Source organism: Endobacterium panacihumi (assembly GCF_050847465.1).
Lineage (GTDB): Bacteria > Pseudomonadota > Alphaproteobacteria > Rhizobiales > Rhizobiaceae > Neorhizobium > Neorhizobium panacihumi.
The window spans coordinates 285,034-298,113 of the sequence record NZ_JBOZRA010000003.1 but is presented as its reverse complement, the minus strand read 5'-3'; the positions used below and the strand labels follow the sequence as shown (position 1 = coordinate 298,113).

General features: G+C 57.6%; 9 protein-coding genes. 3 read left to right on the top strand and 6 right to left on the bottom strand.

Features of this window, described 5'->3' with window-relative positions:
* Nucleotides 1–141 precede the first annotated feature (141 nt).
* Together ACRQ1B_RS16810 and ACRQ1B_RS16805 are read left to right on the top strand one after the other, a co-directional pair.
* Entirely contained in the window at nt 142–2,403 is a 2,262-nt protein-coding gene (locus ACRQ1B_RS16810; RefSeq protein WP_432294934.1) for a methyl-accepting chemotaxis protein, read from the top strand.
* Between the two features lie 203 nt (nt 2,404–2,606).
* Nucleotides 2,607–2,921, top strand: coding sequence for an ArsR/SmtB family transcription factor (locus ACRQ1B_RS16805; protein ID WP_432294932.1), 315 nt, complete (start codon nt 2,607–2,609; stop codon nt 2,919–2,921).
* 651 nt (nt 2,922–3,572) lie between these two features.
* Here the strand turns inward: ACRQ1B_RS16805 and ACRQ1B_RS16800 are convergent.
* Together ACRQ1B_RS16800 and ACRQ1B_RS16795 are read right to left on the bottom strand one after the other, a co-directional pair.
* Complete coding sequence (locus ACRQ1B_RS16800) at nt 3,573–4,931, bottom strand: GGDEF domain-containing protein (RefSeq protein ID WP_432294930.1); 1,359 nt, start codon at nt 4,929–4,931, stop codon at nt 3,573–3,575.
* An 8-nt stretch (nt 4,932–4,939) separates the two neighbouring features.
* Entirely contained in the window at nt 4,940–5,704 is a 765-nt protein-coding gene (locus ACRQ1B_RS16795) for a transporter substrate-binding domain-containing protein (protein WP_432294929.1), read from the bottom strand.
* Nucleotides 5,705–6,269: 565 nt separating this feature from the next.
* Between ACRQ1B_RS16795 and ACRQ1B_RS16790 the strand changes: the two genes are divergently transcribed.
* Nucleotides 6,270–8,264 (top strand): putative bifunctional diguanylate cyclase/phosphodiesterase, encoded by a 1,995-nt coding sequence (locus ACRQ1B_RS16790; RefSeq protein WP_432294927.1) that lies wholly within the window; start codon nt 6,270–6,272, stop codon nt 8,262–8,264.
* A gap of 138 nt (nt 8,265–8,402) precedes the next feature.
* Here the strand turns inward: ACRQ1B_RS16790 and ACRQ1B_RS16785 are convergent, their stop codons facing one another.
* Genes ACRQ1B_RS16785 through ACRQ1B_RS16770 form a run of 4 tightly spaced genes read right to left on the bottom strand, consistent with a single transcriptional unit; the run spans nt 8,403 to nt 13,066 of the window.
* Complete coding sequence (locus ACRQ1B_RS16785; protein WP_432294926.1) at nt 8,403–9,665, bottom strand: glycerate kinase type-2 family protein; 1,263 nt, start codon at nt 9,663–9,665, stop codon at nt 8,403–8,405.
* 40 nt (nt 9,666–9,705) lie between these two features.
* Nucleotides 9,706–10,557 carry a 2-hydroxy-3-oxopropionate reductase gene (locus tag ACRQ1B_RS16780; RefSeq protein WP_432294925.1) on the bottom strand — a complete coding sequence of 284 codons (852 nt, stop codon included), beginning with the start codon at nt 10,555–10,557 and terminating at the stop codon, nt 9,706–9,708.
* A 3-nt stretch (nt 10,558–10,560) separates the two neighbouring features.
* Nucleotides 10,561–11,346 carry a 2-oxo-tetronate isomerase gene (otnI, locus tag ACRQ1B_RS16775; RefSeq protein WP_432294924.1) on the bottom strand — a complete coding sequence of 262 codons (786 nt, stop codon included), beginning with the start codon at nt 11,344–11,346 and terminating at the stop codon, nt 10,561–10,563.
* Nucleotides 11,347–11,356: 10 nt separating this feature from the next.
* The gene (locus tag ACRQ1B_RS16770; protein WP_432294923.1) at nt 11,357–13,066 is read right to left on the bottom strand and encodes an ABC transporter ATP-binding protein; all 1,710 of its coding nucleotides are present in this window, start codon (nt 13,064–13,066) and stop codon (nt 11,357–11,359) included.
* Nucleotides 13,067–13,080: the final 14 nt, after the last annotated feature.

The window sequence follows — 13,080 nt, the reverse complement described above, 5'->3', positions numbered from 1 at the left end:
CATCGTTTATCGAAAAAGCGCGCGGATGTTGACCCGAGGATCGATGGTTCGATAACAGCGCAAACGGCACCGATCGCATTTAGCTAAAATTCAGCATTCTCATTTAACGGTCACTGCCAAAGCAATGTGAGCGTATGAATTATGACTGCGACCTCGACCGTCACCAAACCTCTTTCGCGCAAGATCACCCTCTATGGCTGTGCCGCGGTCCTATTCACCAGCGCTGCCATTGGCGGTCTCGCCTGGTATGAACAGCGAACGATGAACGATAAGGCGCTCTACAGCAAGGCAGCGAGCGACCTGCAAGTCATCCAGACGGACATGGACGCTATCCAGAGATCCGCATCGGCATTGGCCCTCGTCATTGCTGGCGAGCCTGATACCCCAGCGCTGATTGCAAGCAATGATCGCCAAGGGTTGATCAACAAACTGTCGCAAAATCTTACTGCCATGGCCCAAGCCGGTGGGTTGCAACTCGTCACGATCGCCGATGGTAAAGGCAACGTTGTCGCTCGCATGCACGCCCCTGACAAATTCGGTGACAACTATATGGGTCGCCGCAAGACGGTCGCATCGGCCATCACGTCCGGCAAGCTTGCAGCTGGTATCGAACCCGGCAGAACCGGGATCGGCATCTATGCTGTCGCCCCAGTCGTTGTTGCCGGCCAAGTGGTTGGCGTGATCGATATCGGAACAGAGCTCTCGAATCCCTATTTCACACCGCTGGCGGAACGACTCGGCGCCGAAATTTCGGTCAACGTCCTGTCTGAGGGCAAGCTTGTAAACCAATCCTCGACCGACGGTAACCAAGCATTCCTAGACAACTCATCCCTTCAAGACGCACTCGAGGGTAAGCCGGTCTTTGAACAGGACGTCCTCGAAGGCCGTGACATGTTCATCAAAGCCGTTCCATTCAGCTCATTCGCCGGCGAGAGGATCGGCGTCATCGAAGTGGGGACGGACGCGACTGAGATCCTTGCAGGTGCCCGAGCCTCCCTCTGGACTATGCTCGGCGTCACGCTTGTCATTTCGCTGATCGCCCTGACCGCGTTCTTCCTGTTCGCTAAGTCGCTCGGTAATATCATCGGTCGCCTGACCTCGACCATGGGGCGCCTTGCCGCCGGCGACCTGAATGCCACGGTCGAAGGTGAAGGCCGCCCGGACGAGACCGGCGCGATGGCGCGTGCCGTCCAGGTATTCAAGGACAATGCGCTGAAGACGAAGGAACTGGAGCGCCAGGCCGACGAACAGCGCAACATGACCGAGGAACAACGCCGCCGGAATGCCGAGGAAGCGCGCGTGCGCGCCGAACAGATGGCGGAAGCCACCAACGGTCTTGCCACCGGCCTGCAGCATCTGTCTTCCGGCAACCTGACCTTCCAGCTCGACCGCCCGTTCGCACCGGACTTCGAAAGCCTGCGCGCCGATTTCAACGCCGCTGTCGGCCAGCTGCGCGGCACGCTCGGCTCGGTCGCCCAGTCCACCAGCTCCATCGACAGCGGTTCGCGCGAAGTCAGCCAGAGCGCCGACGATCTTTCCAAACGCACCGAACAGCAGGCCGCTTCGCTGGAAGAAACGGCAGCCGCCCTCGACCAGATCACCGTCAACGTCTCCAATTCCTCCAAACGTGCCGAAGAGGCCCGCACCGTGGCAATCCAGGCCAATGAAAGCGCCCGCCAGTCGGGTGCCGTCGTTGCCAATGCCGTGCAGGCCATGGGCCGGATCGAGGAATCCTCGGGCCAGATTTCCAACATTATCGGCGTCATCGACGACATCGCTTTCCAGACCAATCTTCTGGCACTCAATGCCGGTGTCGAGGCAGCGCGTGCAGGCGAGGCCGGCAAGGGTTTTGCCGTTGTCGCTCAGGAAGTGCGCGAACTGGCCCAGCGTTCGGCCAATGCCGCAAAGGAAATCAAGGACCTGATCGGCAAGTCCTCGATCGAGGTCGGCACCGGCGTCAAGCTGGTGCGGGAGACCGGTGAGGCATTGCGCACCATCGAAGCCCATATCGTCACCATCAACCAGCATATGGACTCGATCGCCACATCCTCGCGCGAACAGTCGGTCGGCCTGTCGGAAGTCAACACGGCCGTCAACCAGATGGATCAGGTGACCCAGCAGAACGCCGCCATGGTGGAAGAAGCCAATGCCGCAGGCGCGACGCTTGCTACCGAAGCCGGCCGCCTGCGTGAACTGATCAGCCAGTTCCAGCTCGGTCAGAATGCCGCCTCGGCAAATCCTGCATCGGCACTGCGCCAGACTGCCGCCGTCATGGCCGCATCGCCACGCTCGACGCCGGCCGCATCCCCTGCCCGAAGCATGGTCGGCAAGATTGCCAGAGCTTTCACTGGCAGAGGCGGTTCGGCGACCGCGGCGGCGATAGATAACTGGGAAGAATTCTGAACACCGACGGAGCCTGTGAAGGTCGACTGCTAGCGCGGCCTCCATACCAACACACGACCGGCGCACACCAATAGTATCACGCCCCTAATGAGCTGCCTCGCGTTTCTCCTTGTCAAAGTTCTTAGGATGCCGGGGACGACGATTGCGAATCGCCTACCGTCATTGTAGTTATCTCTAATAAAGATAAGGTCAAATCAAATCAAATGCGCGATGATCCCGGGTCAATGTTCAATGAGCCCGCACTTTTTCTGCAGGCCTTCGCAAATGGTCGCCGGCTCCATGTACTGACGTTGCTCATTGAGGCTGAGTGGGACGTAACGTCACTCGCCGCCGCTGTCGGTTTGTCTCAATCTGCGTTATCGCAACATTTGGCAAAGCTAAAAGCCGCAGGTCTTGTCACCATCCGGAGTGAAGCTCAAACGATTTGGTATCGTTGCAATTCCAAAGCCGTCGGCGATATTCTCATGCTGCTCGCATCGAGCTTCCACGTTCCAGCTGACGTGCCTGAGGTCGCGTGAAAGGGCTGTGGTATATCACCGAGTCGTATGGCAGGCCGCTCTTCCCAGGCTAGTCATAGCGTTCCCCTCGCGCAGTTATTCCCGCAACGTTAGCCGCCGTGCCGGTCAATCAATACCGAGGGCTGATGACTGGTCGCGATATCTTTAGGGTCGGCGCCACTTGACCAAATTTAGCCGAATCGAATATGCGCAACTTGTGCAGGACGCTTGCATCATGCCCCTCGTCTCGCTCGTTGAGAAAGGCTGCAATCATGATAGTTGCCGCCTTTCTCCTAACCTTCCCTTCGCCCAATGATCCGTTTCAGAAACACCTACAACCAGCTGGTATATGTGAATCCGGGACACGTATTATACGTCACCTCCTTTGAGGAAGATGTATCGGTCGTCGCACTTGCAGTCGGTGGAGCCGGAGAACAACCACACGCTATTCATATTCGTGGGAGCGTGGAAATAATCCGGGCTAGGCTTTTGGCTCACAGAGCAAACAAATAGTCACGCTGCCGATCCGCCACATCGCTTACGCCCACGCCTATTGGGGCAAGCCGCAGCTCGTCTAGCCGGCGTGCTGTCATCCACGTTGGCTACGGCCAGTCACCGGCAACTTCGATACGGGGGGCCAGGTCCATCACTGTATAGTCTGCGTCCAGTTTCTCAAGCAAGAAGATCTCTTGTGGCACTAAACAGGACGACATTGCTCTGACCTCTCAAAACAACTCTGTTTCGGCCGGTATGCTTAGCTTCGTAGAGCGCGGCATCTGCTTCCTTCAACAAGACGCCGGCTCGCTCAATCTCACGTTCTTCTAGGCACGAAACGCCGATGCTTGCGGTGAGACGGATCTTTCTTCCAGATCCGACATCAACCGACAGCATTTCAATAGCCTGTCTCAATGCCGACGCTACGCCGCTGACGCTATTGATATCGACGCCTTCGACGAAACCGCAAAACTCCTCGCCTCCATAACGCCCAACCACAAGACCATGACTTTCGAAAAAGCTGGACGAAGTCATGGCGACTTCTCGTAGACATGCATCGCCGGCCTCGTGGCCATATGTATCGTTGATAGACTTGAAATGATCGAGATCGATCATTAGGACGCACAGCTCAGAGCGCGCAGCCATCGCACGATTGAATGCATTGTCGAGTTTCTGCTCAAAGGCGCGTCTGTTCAGCAATCCGGTCAGGCCGTCCTGATCGGACAAAACAAGCAGCATCGCGTTGGTGCGTTTGAGATCAAGCGAGAGCGCGCCGTAAGCCTCGACGGCATCCGTGACCGTTCGCAATTCTTCAAAGACCGGTCGCGCTACCGTATCCTCGCGGGCCTCCAGCCTTGAGACTGCCAACGAGATCGGCCGCAGAATGTGGCGGCTGACAACCCATAAAACCAGCACCAGGAACACCGCCGGCAAAATCAATATAAAGAGCCACCCGAAACGGACGTCCCGAGCCGCTTTTTCGATCGTCGAGGCCAGGCCATCCGCGAGCTTGACAGCGTCGTTGGACAGGTTGTCGCCCAAAGCCTCCGTCGTTCGAATAGCCCGCTGGTAGGCCTCGGCCGCCGCCAATTCGGCCTGCTCGACCTTTCTGTCATCCGCCGGACCAGAAGCGTCTGATCGCAAAGCCCGCGCCACTTCCCGCTGCGCGGTGATCACCTTCACATCCGACGCGATGTTGCGGCCGCCATCAATCAACAACTGATTGTCATCAAGGGTGAAACTCTGCGTGAGCGTCTGTAACTGCAACTGTATCTGTCTTTCGACGCGGCGATCATGGGCCAGATACACGGAGCGAATGAGCGAGGCGGCACGCTCGATTTTCAGGGCGTTTCTGTTTTGTGAAAGGATAAGCGGGATCTGCTGCTTTCTGGCTATGCCTGCTCCTTTTTCAACACGGTTGAGGAACTGGACAGAGTAGAGCGATGCAGCAAAGACATACATTCCGACCACGACGAGCGCAAAGCGGCCCGTCAATCGCAAGGACAACCCATTCCGGAAAAACCGCGGCATGATCATCACGCAGGTCAGAAAATACTGAAAGGGAAATACGTGTCATTCACCCTGTCATAGACACCGTTGAGGCGGATCCGTTTCAGTGCCGCGTTGACATTTTCGAGCAATGCGGTGTCGCCTTTGCGGGCGGTAATATGAGATGTGCTTTGCAGCAGATCGTTGGTGACCGGGTCTCCGATGAAATCGAAGCGGGCTTCCTGGTTGGAGTCGAGGAAACTCATCAGCTCAATTGCATCGGCAAGGATCAGGTCGACCTTTCCTTCCTGCAGCGCCGTCTGGGCTTCAGGCTGGTCCTTAGTGATAAGGATCGTATTTTTCGCCGCATAGATTTTCTGCAGGTAATCAGCCTGCATAGTGCCAGCTCCTGCCGCGATCCTCGCGCCAGCGAGGGTCTCCGGACGAATGTCGAGAAATTTCTTGGCGTCACCCACGAAGACTGCATGGGAACGGTAGTAAGGATCAGAAAATGCGATGCGCTGCGCCCGTTCTGACGTATAGGCCATACTGGCGACCATCAGGTCGAATTTTCCAGATTCTAGATCGTCGATGATCGTCACCCAAGGGACAGCGACAAACTGGCACTCAACCGCCATCTCCTTGCAAAGAGCTTTGGCAATATCGACATCGAAGCCCGACAGTTGCCCCTTTTCATCGACGAAATTGAATGGGGGATATGCACCCTCGGTACCTATCCGCAGGATACTGTCGTCAGCGGCCACCGGCCCGCCGACGAGCAATGGCAACAACAAGTAGGTAGTAGCAAGCAGGACACGCATATGACACCCCCTTATATTTCATGTCAGAATATCAGCCATTCCTTAATATCTGCTGCCGCTTTACGCTAAACCAGTTGTTAAATTGATGGATTGCTAGGGTTGGCACGCGCTGTATTGGCCTGAATGCCCATCTACAGGACTCCCTTTGTTGCCGTCACGATTCAGAGTTTATCTAAGTCGCCACGCCACTTCGGCAGCCCAGAAGGCTCGGCAAGATGATAGTCCTTGGAAGACGTCGCACCGGATCTCGACGTGGCAAGTCAGCTGCTGGGAAGTTCTATCTCCACTGCCACGGCTTTCACGCCAAGAGTCCTTCGTAGTTGCTGCTGGTTCCTTTGCTACGCAGTAGCTCGCCTACGGCTATGCAACGCCCGGTCTAAACACAATATGGCGCATTTGGCGATAAGAGTGCATTTCTTCCAGATGCTTCAATGATTTCACGAACCATTAAGCATCGGGAGTTCCGGGAAATTAAGCTGCCCATGAAATAATGCCTTCACTCGGAGGGGTATGAAATCGTTCCGCGCATGAACATGAAAAACTCTCCAATTTTGCGTGCGTCGTAATGATCTACTCAATCAAGAAGCTTTTCAGCGTAAGGGATGACGACCCCACTTTGGCTATCGCGCAACAGTCGGCGCTTTCCAAACAGATACCGCTGATGTACTTCATCCTTTTGGTGAACACATGGGGTGTCGCCATAACGCACCTGCCCGTTGCCCCATTTTTTCTGACCGTCATCGTCCCATCGGCAATGACTGCGGCCTGCGCCGTACGCATGCTGCAATGGGGGCGTCGTGTCCGAAGACCCGCGGCTAACGCAGATCAAGCGATTGCTGAATTACGCCGGACGAACAGTATCGCTTGGGTGCTTGCAGGCATATTTGCAGGCTGGGGAATAGGCCTTACACCTTACGGTGACAGTTTCATGCAAAGCCATGTCGCGTTTTACATGGGCATTACCGTCATCGGCTGCATATTCTGCCTCACCCATCTTCTACCTGCCGCAATGGCCGTCACATTCGTCGTCAACATCGCATTCGTCGCCTATTTCGGACTGACCGGAAACGCCATTTTCATGGCAATGGCGGTCGATGTCGGTCTCGTTTCAGCCGCGATGCTCATGGTACTTTGGGTACAATATAGAGACTTCACCCACCTCGTTGTTTCCCGCAGAGAACTCGAAAACAAAAAGAATGCGCTCGAGAAACGCGAGTTGGAGCTGGTCGACGAGCAAAAGCAGACCAAAGCCTTAAGCGAGGAAAACAGAACACTCGCCAACATGGACAGCCTGACTGGCCTTGCCAACAGACGGTTTTTCTTTAGCAGTCTCGACGAAAGGATCGGCCAAGTGACGCCTCATAGCGATCCGATCCATGTCGGCCTGATCGACCTCGACGGTTTCAAGGCTGTCAATGATGTTCATGGGCACAAAGCTGGAGACGAACTTCTTTCGCAACTGGCGTTGCGCCTCGCGCGGACCAGCAATGGCAGGGCTCTCGTAGCACGTATCGGTGGCGACGAATTCGCCTTCCTGTTGCAGACAGCCGATCTCGCTGCCCCGAAAAAGCTTGCGGAGGAAATCTGCAGCGTGTGCCGGGAGCCGTATGCCATTCGCGACGCAATGATCGAGGTTGGTGCATCCGTTGGATTTTCAAGCAGCGTACTGGGCCATGAAGAAATGACACGCCTATATGATCAGGCCGATTTCGCTCTCTATCAGGCAAAAAGAAATGCACCCGGCACGGCCGTCGCATTTTCGCCGGAGCATTATCACAGCCTGTCTCGGCTAACGGTGATCGAAGAGGCCTTCCGGGACGGCAGCATCAACCAGCACATCTCACTTGCCTTTCAGCCGATATTCGATGTCGCGGACAACACGGTCACGGCATTCGAGGCTCTGGCGAGGTGGCATCATCCGATTCTCGGGCAGGTTTCTCCCGCCGAATTTATTCCGGTTGCCGAACGGCTGGGACTCATCAACCATCTCACGCGCACGCTTCTGAGCATGGCCTTGCAGGAAGCGCGGTTCTGGCCGCGTCACATTCGGCTTTCGTTTAACCTTTCAGCGCGAGACTTATCGTCGAGCGATCACGCGATGCGTCTTTTAGCGCTGATTGCTAACAGCGACATCGGATCCTCTCGTATCGATCTCGAAATCACCGAAACCGCAATACTGACCGACCTCGAGCGAGCTCGGGCAATTGCCGAAACCTTCCGGTCTGCAGGTATAGGAATATCCTTGGACGATTTTGGCACGGGCTATTCGAGCCTGACGCATCTCCATTCGATGCCGCTCACTAAGATCAAGATCGACAGGAGTTTCGTGACGAAAATCCAGGATGATGCAGCAAGTGCAAAAATCGTCAAGTCATTGATCAGGATGGCCGATGACATGGGTCTCGACTGCATAGTCGAAGGGATCGAAACGCAAGCGGAGATGGCAACGATTTGTGACCTCGGAGGTCGTTTCATTCAGGGCTATCACATTTCTCGTCCACTCACGGCAGCAGATGCGAGAGCGTTTGCCGGAGGCGCACGGGCTTCGCTGGCATCTTAGCGACCATTCGGAGGAAATGGGGCCGCGACTTTGATGCCCACTCGGCGTCGTCAAAGCATGCTTTGCGCTGAAAACGCCACTGAGGTTGTCCGATTGTCTCGAAAGGATAAGGACCTACGACCCGCAATAACTCTGATCTTATCGAACCAGTATAGCCCTGAAATCATTGACGTTGACGCCGGTCGGGCCGGAGACAAAAAGATCGCCGACGGCCGAAAAAGCGGTATAGCTGTCGTTCATCGCCAACCTGGCATGGCCGTTTACATGCTTCGCGATGAAGCGGGCAACGCTGGTGCCATCAGCAAATGCCCCAGCGTTGTCCCCCGAGCCATCTATACCATCGGTATCCGCAGCCAGTGCAAACAAATCGAGACCATCGATGGCAAGCGCGAGAGAGAGTGCGAACTCTCCGTTCCGTCCGCCCTTGCCGCCCTTTGATCGAAGTGTAACCGTCGTCTCGCCACCCGACAGCAGTACGCAGGGTCGGATGAACGGGCTGTTATGCAGTGCGACTTCGTGTGCGATGGCCGCGTGCACACGGCCGACATCTTTCGCTTCGCCCTCGATGCGATCCGACAGCACTACGGGCGTTACTCCTGAGGCGCGGGCAGATGCTGCCGCCGCTTCGAGCGAAATGCGGGCGGAGGATACGAGGTGGTGACTGTGCCTGGCAAAGTGTGCATCCGCCGGGTTCGGTGCGAGAGCGGCGTTCGATCCAATAAATTCGAGCATTCGTTGCGGGAGCTTCAGCCGATACCGTGCAATAATCTCTGCGGCATCATGAAAACTACCGAGATTTGGGATTGTCGGGCCAGACGACACCAGTGACGGGTCGTCTCCAGGAATGTCTGAAACCACGAAGCTCACCACCCGCGCCTTTGTCAGCGCCGCCAGCCTTCCTCCCTTGATTGTCGAGAAATGCTTGCGAACGACGTTCATCGCCGAGATCGGAGCACCTGACGCCAGCAGTTCCTCGTTCAGGGCAATCTCGTCGGCCAGAGCAAAACCGTCTGGCGGCGCTGGTAGCAGTGCCGAACCTCCGCCGCAGATCAGTGCAATCACGAGATCCTGGCTCGAGAGGTTCGATACTGCTGCCTTCAATCGCTCGGCAGCATCAAGACCCGCATGGTCCGGGACTGGATGGGCCGCACCAATAACCTCAATGCACTGCGTTTCGCATTCGTAGCCATAGGGCGTGACCACCACACCTGTCAGAGGGCCGTCCCAAAGGCTCTCCAGGGAGCGGGCCATCTGCGCTGCGCCCTTTCCGGCGCCGACAGCGACAACACGCCCGCCGACAGGCGCAGGCGGCAGAAGTTCCCTGATCCTACTTAAAGGATCGGCGGCTTCTACCGCCGCGTCATACAGCGACGTCAAGAACAGTCGGGGGTCTGCAATCATCGTGCCTTGCTCCTGTCCGTCGGACTTCGCGGTAATAACGTCATAGTGCCTTAATGAGGGCCGCGTGGTCCTTGTCGCCGAGACCTTTTTCCAGGGCACCGTTCATCAATTGGTGGACCATAGCGGTGTTGGGCAGCATAAGCTCCAGGAGACGTGCTGATTCAAGCGCCAGCGACAGATCCTTATGATGCAAGCGCATGCGGAAGCCGGGCTCGAAGGCTTCGTTGATCATCCGCTCTCCGTGAACTTCGAGGACCCGCGACGCTGCAAAACCGCCCAACAGAGCTTTGCGAACGACGGTCGGATCGGCGCCCGCCTTTCGGGAAAACCTGAGAGCTTCCGATACGGCCTGAATGTTGAGGGCGACGATGATCTGATTGGCGACCTTGGCGATCTGACCATCGCCGACACCGCCGATCAACGTGATGTTCTTGCCCATCTTTTCAAACAGCGGCTTTGCGCGATCAAACGCCTGCGGCTTTCCGCCGGCCATGATGGTGAGCGAGGCGGCTTTGGCGCCCACCTCTCCGCCCGAGACCGGCGCATCGACATAGTCACATCCGCGCGCCTCGATACGCGCAGCAAAATCCTTGGTCGCCAACGGGGAGATGGAGCTCATGTCGATGATAAGCTTGCCAGGCTCGACGCCGTCCATGACGCCGTTTTCGCCGAACAGCACGGTTTCCACATCAGGCGTGTCGGGCAGCATGAGGATAATAATTTCGGCCGACCTCGCTACCTCCGTGGCTGATCCACAAGCAGTCGCACCACTATGTATGAGATGGGCCGACTGCGGCTTCACCCGGTGAAGATACAGCTCATGACCCGCCTCGATCAGGTGCTGCGCCATCGGGCGCCCCATGACGCCCAATCCGACAAATCCGATTTTCAATGGTCAATTCCTCTGTTGAAGCAGTTTAAGCCAGCCGAGACCGGCGCTGGTGCTGGCTGCCGGCTTGTATTCGCACCCGACCCAGCCGTCGTAGCCGAGTTCATCCAGCCGCCTGAAGATGAAGTCGTGATTGATCTCCCCGGTCCCCGGCTCGTGGCGTCCGGGATTGTCGGCGATCTGAACATGACCGATCTTGCTCTGGAGCCTTTCGAACGTCGGGAGAAGATCGCCCTGCATGATCTGCATGTGATAGAAATCGTACTGGATCAGCAGGTTGGAATGGCCGACCCGAGCCATGATCCGCTCTGCCTGATCCGTCGTCGTCAAAAAGTAGCCGGGGATGTCGCGTGTATTGATCGGCTCAAAGATTAGGGAGATTTCGGCATCGGCCAGCCGCTCGGCGGCATAGCGCAGATTATCTACGAACGTCGCCTCGGCCACGTCCGGCTCAATGCCGAAGGGCACGATGCCTGCAAGGCAGTTGACCTTGCGGCAGCCGAGTACCTTTGCGTACTCGATCGCTCTGGTCACAGATGTCTGGAATGCCGCGACCCTGTCCGGTAGGCAGGCTATGCCGCGTTCGCCGGCTGCCCAGTTGCCGGCGGGCAGATTGAACAGGGCTTGCTGCAGATCATGGCGTGCCAGCTGGGCGGCGATCGCCTCAGGGGCTTCTTCATAGGGGCTGACATATTCTACCGCCCTAAAGCCATCCGCAGCGGCGGCGGCAAAGCGGTCGATGAAGGAATGCTCGGTGTAGAGCATGGAGAGGTTGGCTGCGAACTTAGGCATGCTGGACGGCTCAGACTTGATCTGCGCGCAGGCGGTGAAGCATGCGCTTGTTGCGGGGATCCGGATTGGGGACGGAGGAAATCAGCCGCTTGGTGTAAGGCTGCGACGGGTTGGTGCAAATCGTCTCCGCATCACCGACTTCAACGATCTTGCCCTTGTGCATCACCGCCACGCGGTCGCAGAAGTACCGCACGACCGAGATATCGTGAGAGATGAAGACGAAGCTGAGGTGCAACTGCTTCTGAATGTCGAGCAACAGATCGAGGATCTGGCTGCGGATCGAGACGTCAAGGGCAGACGTCGCCTCGTCCGCGACGATTACCTTAGGGTTGAGCGCGAGCGCCCGGGCGATACCGATCCGCTGGCGCTGACCGCCTGAAAACGCGTGGGGGTAACGTTCCATGGCAAGCGGATCAAGGCCCACCTTGCCCAGCAACTCGGCGACGCGCGCCTCCACGGCCCTGCCCGACATGCCCTTGGAGATGACGAGCGGATCGCCTATGATCTGCTTGACTGTCATGCGCGGATTGAGCGAGGCGAACGGATCCTGGAAAATCAGCCGTACATCCTGATGATAGCGCCGGAGATCGGCCTTGCCGAGCGTCGTGACATCGACCGGTGAGGCCGCCTCGTCGGCACGGTATGTGACGCTACCCGACGTAGGCTCGACGATGCGCAGGATCATCCTGCCGAGCGTCGTCTTGCCCGAGCCGCTCTCCCCAACGATGCCGAGGTTTTCGCCGCGGAAGAGATCAAGATTGGCGTCATCGACGGCGACCAGGCCGCGACTGCCGCTGCGGGAAAACATGCGTGACGGCGCGCCGTAGACCTTGGTGAGGTTTCTGACCGAGAGAACCGGCGCGACGCTCGGAGCAAGCGATGCCGGCAACCCGCGCCCTGCCACGCCACTTTCCAGCTTGACGGTCGCATCGAGAAGCTGTCGGGTATACGGATGCCGGCTTGCGTGGAAGATGTCGTCGACCGGCCCCTGCTCTACGATTTTGCCGAAGCGCATGACGGCGACCTCATCCGCAACTTCGGCGACGACCCCCATGTCGTGGGTGATGAGCAGCATTGCCATGCCGCGCTCGTCCTGAAGCCGCTTGATGAGGTCCAGGATTTCGGCCTGTGTCGTGACGTCGAGCGCCGTTGTCGGCTCGTCGGCAATCAGCACTTCCGGATCACAGGCGAGCGCCATGGCGATCATGGCTCTCTGCCGCATGCCGCCGGAAAACTCGAACGTGTAGCGGTCGGCCATCAGTTCTGGCTGCGGGATTTCGACCTGGCGCAGCAGCTCAACGCAACGCATGCGCGCGTCTTTCTTCGAGACCCGCCTGTGCAGGCGAACCGCCTCGACGATCTGCGAACCGATCGTATGGACCGGTGACAACGAGCTCATCGGCTCCTGAAAGATCAGCCCGATCCGCCCACCGCGAATGGCAAGCACCTCCCGGCTCCCCTCCTTGAACCCGGCGATATCCACAGGCCCGTCCGGACCGTCGAGTAGGATCTGGCCACCGATCATTCGGCCGGGTTTGTCGATAATCCGCATCAGAGCGCGGGCCGTCACCGATTTGCCTGAGCCGCTTTCACCGACCAGCGCCAGGGTCTTGCCGCGCTTCAGGTCGAAGGTGACGTCGCGCACGGCGTGGAGCACATGCGTCCGCAGGCGAAAATCGATGGAAAGGTTTCGGACCGAGAGCAGTCTTTCGGGCTTCATCAACCACGTCCTTC

Bases quoted from the DNA above. Each gene is read 5' to 3' on its own strand.
- ACRQ1B_RS16795 (WP_432294929.1), bottom strand. From the start codon at position 5,704: ATGCGTGTCCTGCTTGCTACTACCTACTTGTTGTTGCCATTGCTCGTC.
- ACRQ1B_RS16785 (WP_432294926.1), bottom strand. From the start codon at position 9,665: ATGATTGCAGACCCCCGACTGTTCTTGACGTCGCTGTATGACGCGGCG.
- ACRQ1B_RS16790 (WP_432294927.1), top strand. From the start codon at position 6,270: ATGATCTACTCAATCAAGAAGCTTTTCAGCGTAAGGGATGACGACCCC.
- ACRQ1B_RS16805 (WP_432294932.1), top strand. From the start codon at position 2,607: ATGCGCGATGATCCCGGGTCAATGTTCAATGAGCCCGCACTTTTTCTG.
- ACRQ1B_RS16770 (WP_432294923.1), bottom strand. From the start codon at position 13,066: ATGAAGCCCGAAAGACTGCTCTCGGTCCGAAACCTTTCCATCGATTTT.
- ACRQ1B_RS16800 (WP_432294930.1), bottom strand. From the start codon at position 4,931: ATGATCATGCCGCGGTTTTTCCGGAATGGGTTGTCCTTGCGATTGACG.
- ACRQ1B_RS16810 (WP_432294934.1), top strand. From the start codon at position 142: ATGACTGCGACCTCGACCGTCACCAAACCTCTTTCGCGCAAGATCACC.
- otnI (WP_432294924.1), bottom strand. From the start codon at position 11,346: ATGCCTAAGTTCGCAGCCAACCTCTCCATGCTCTACACCGAGCATTCC.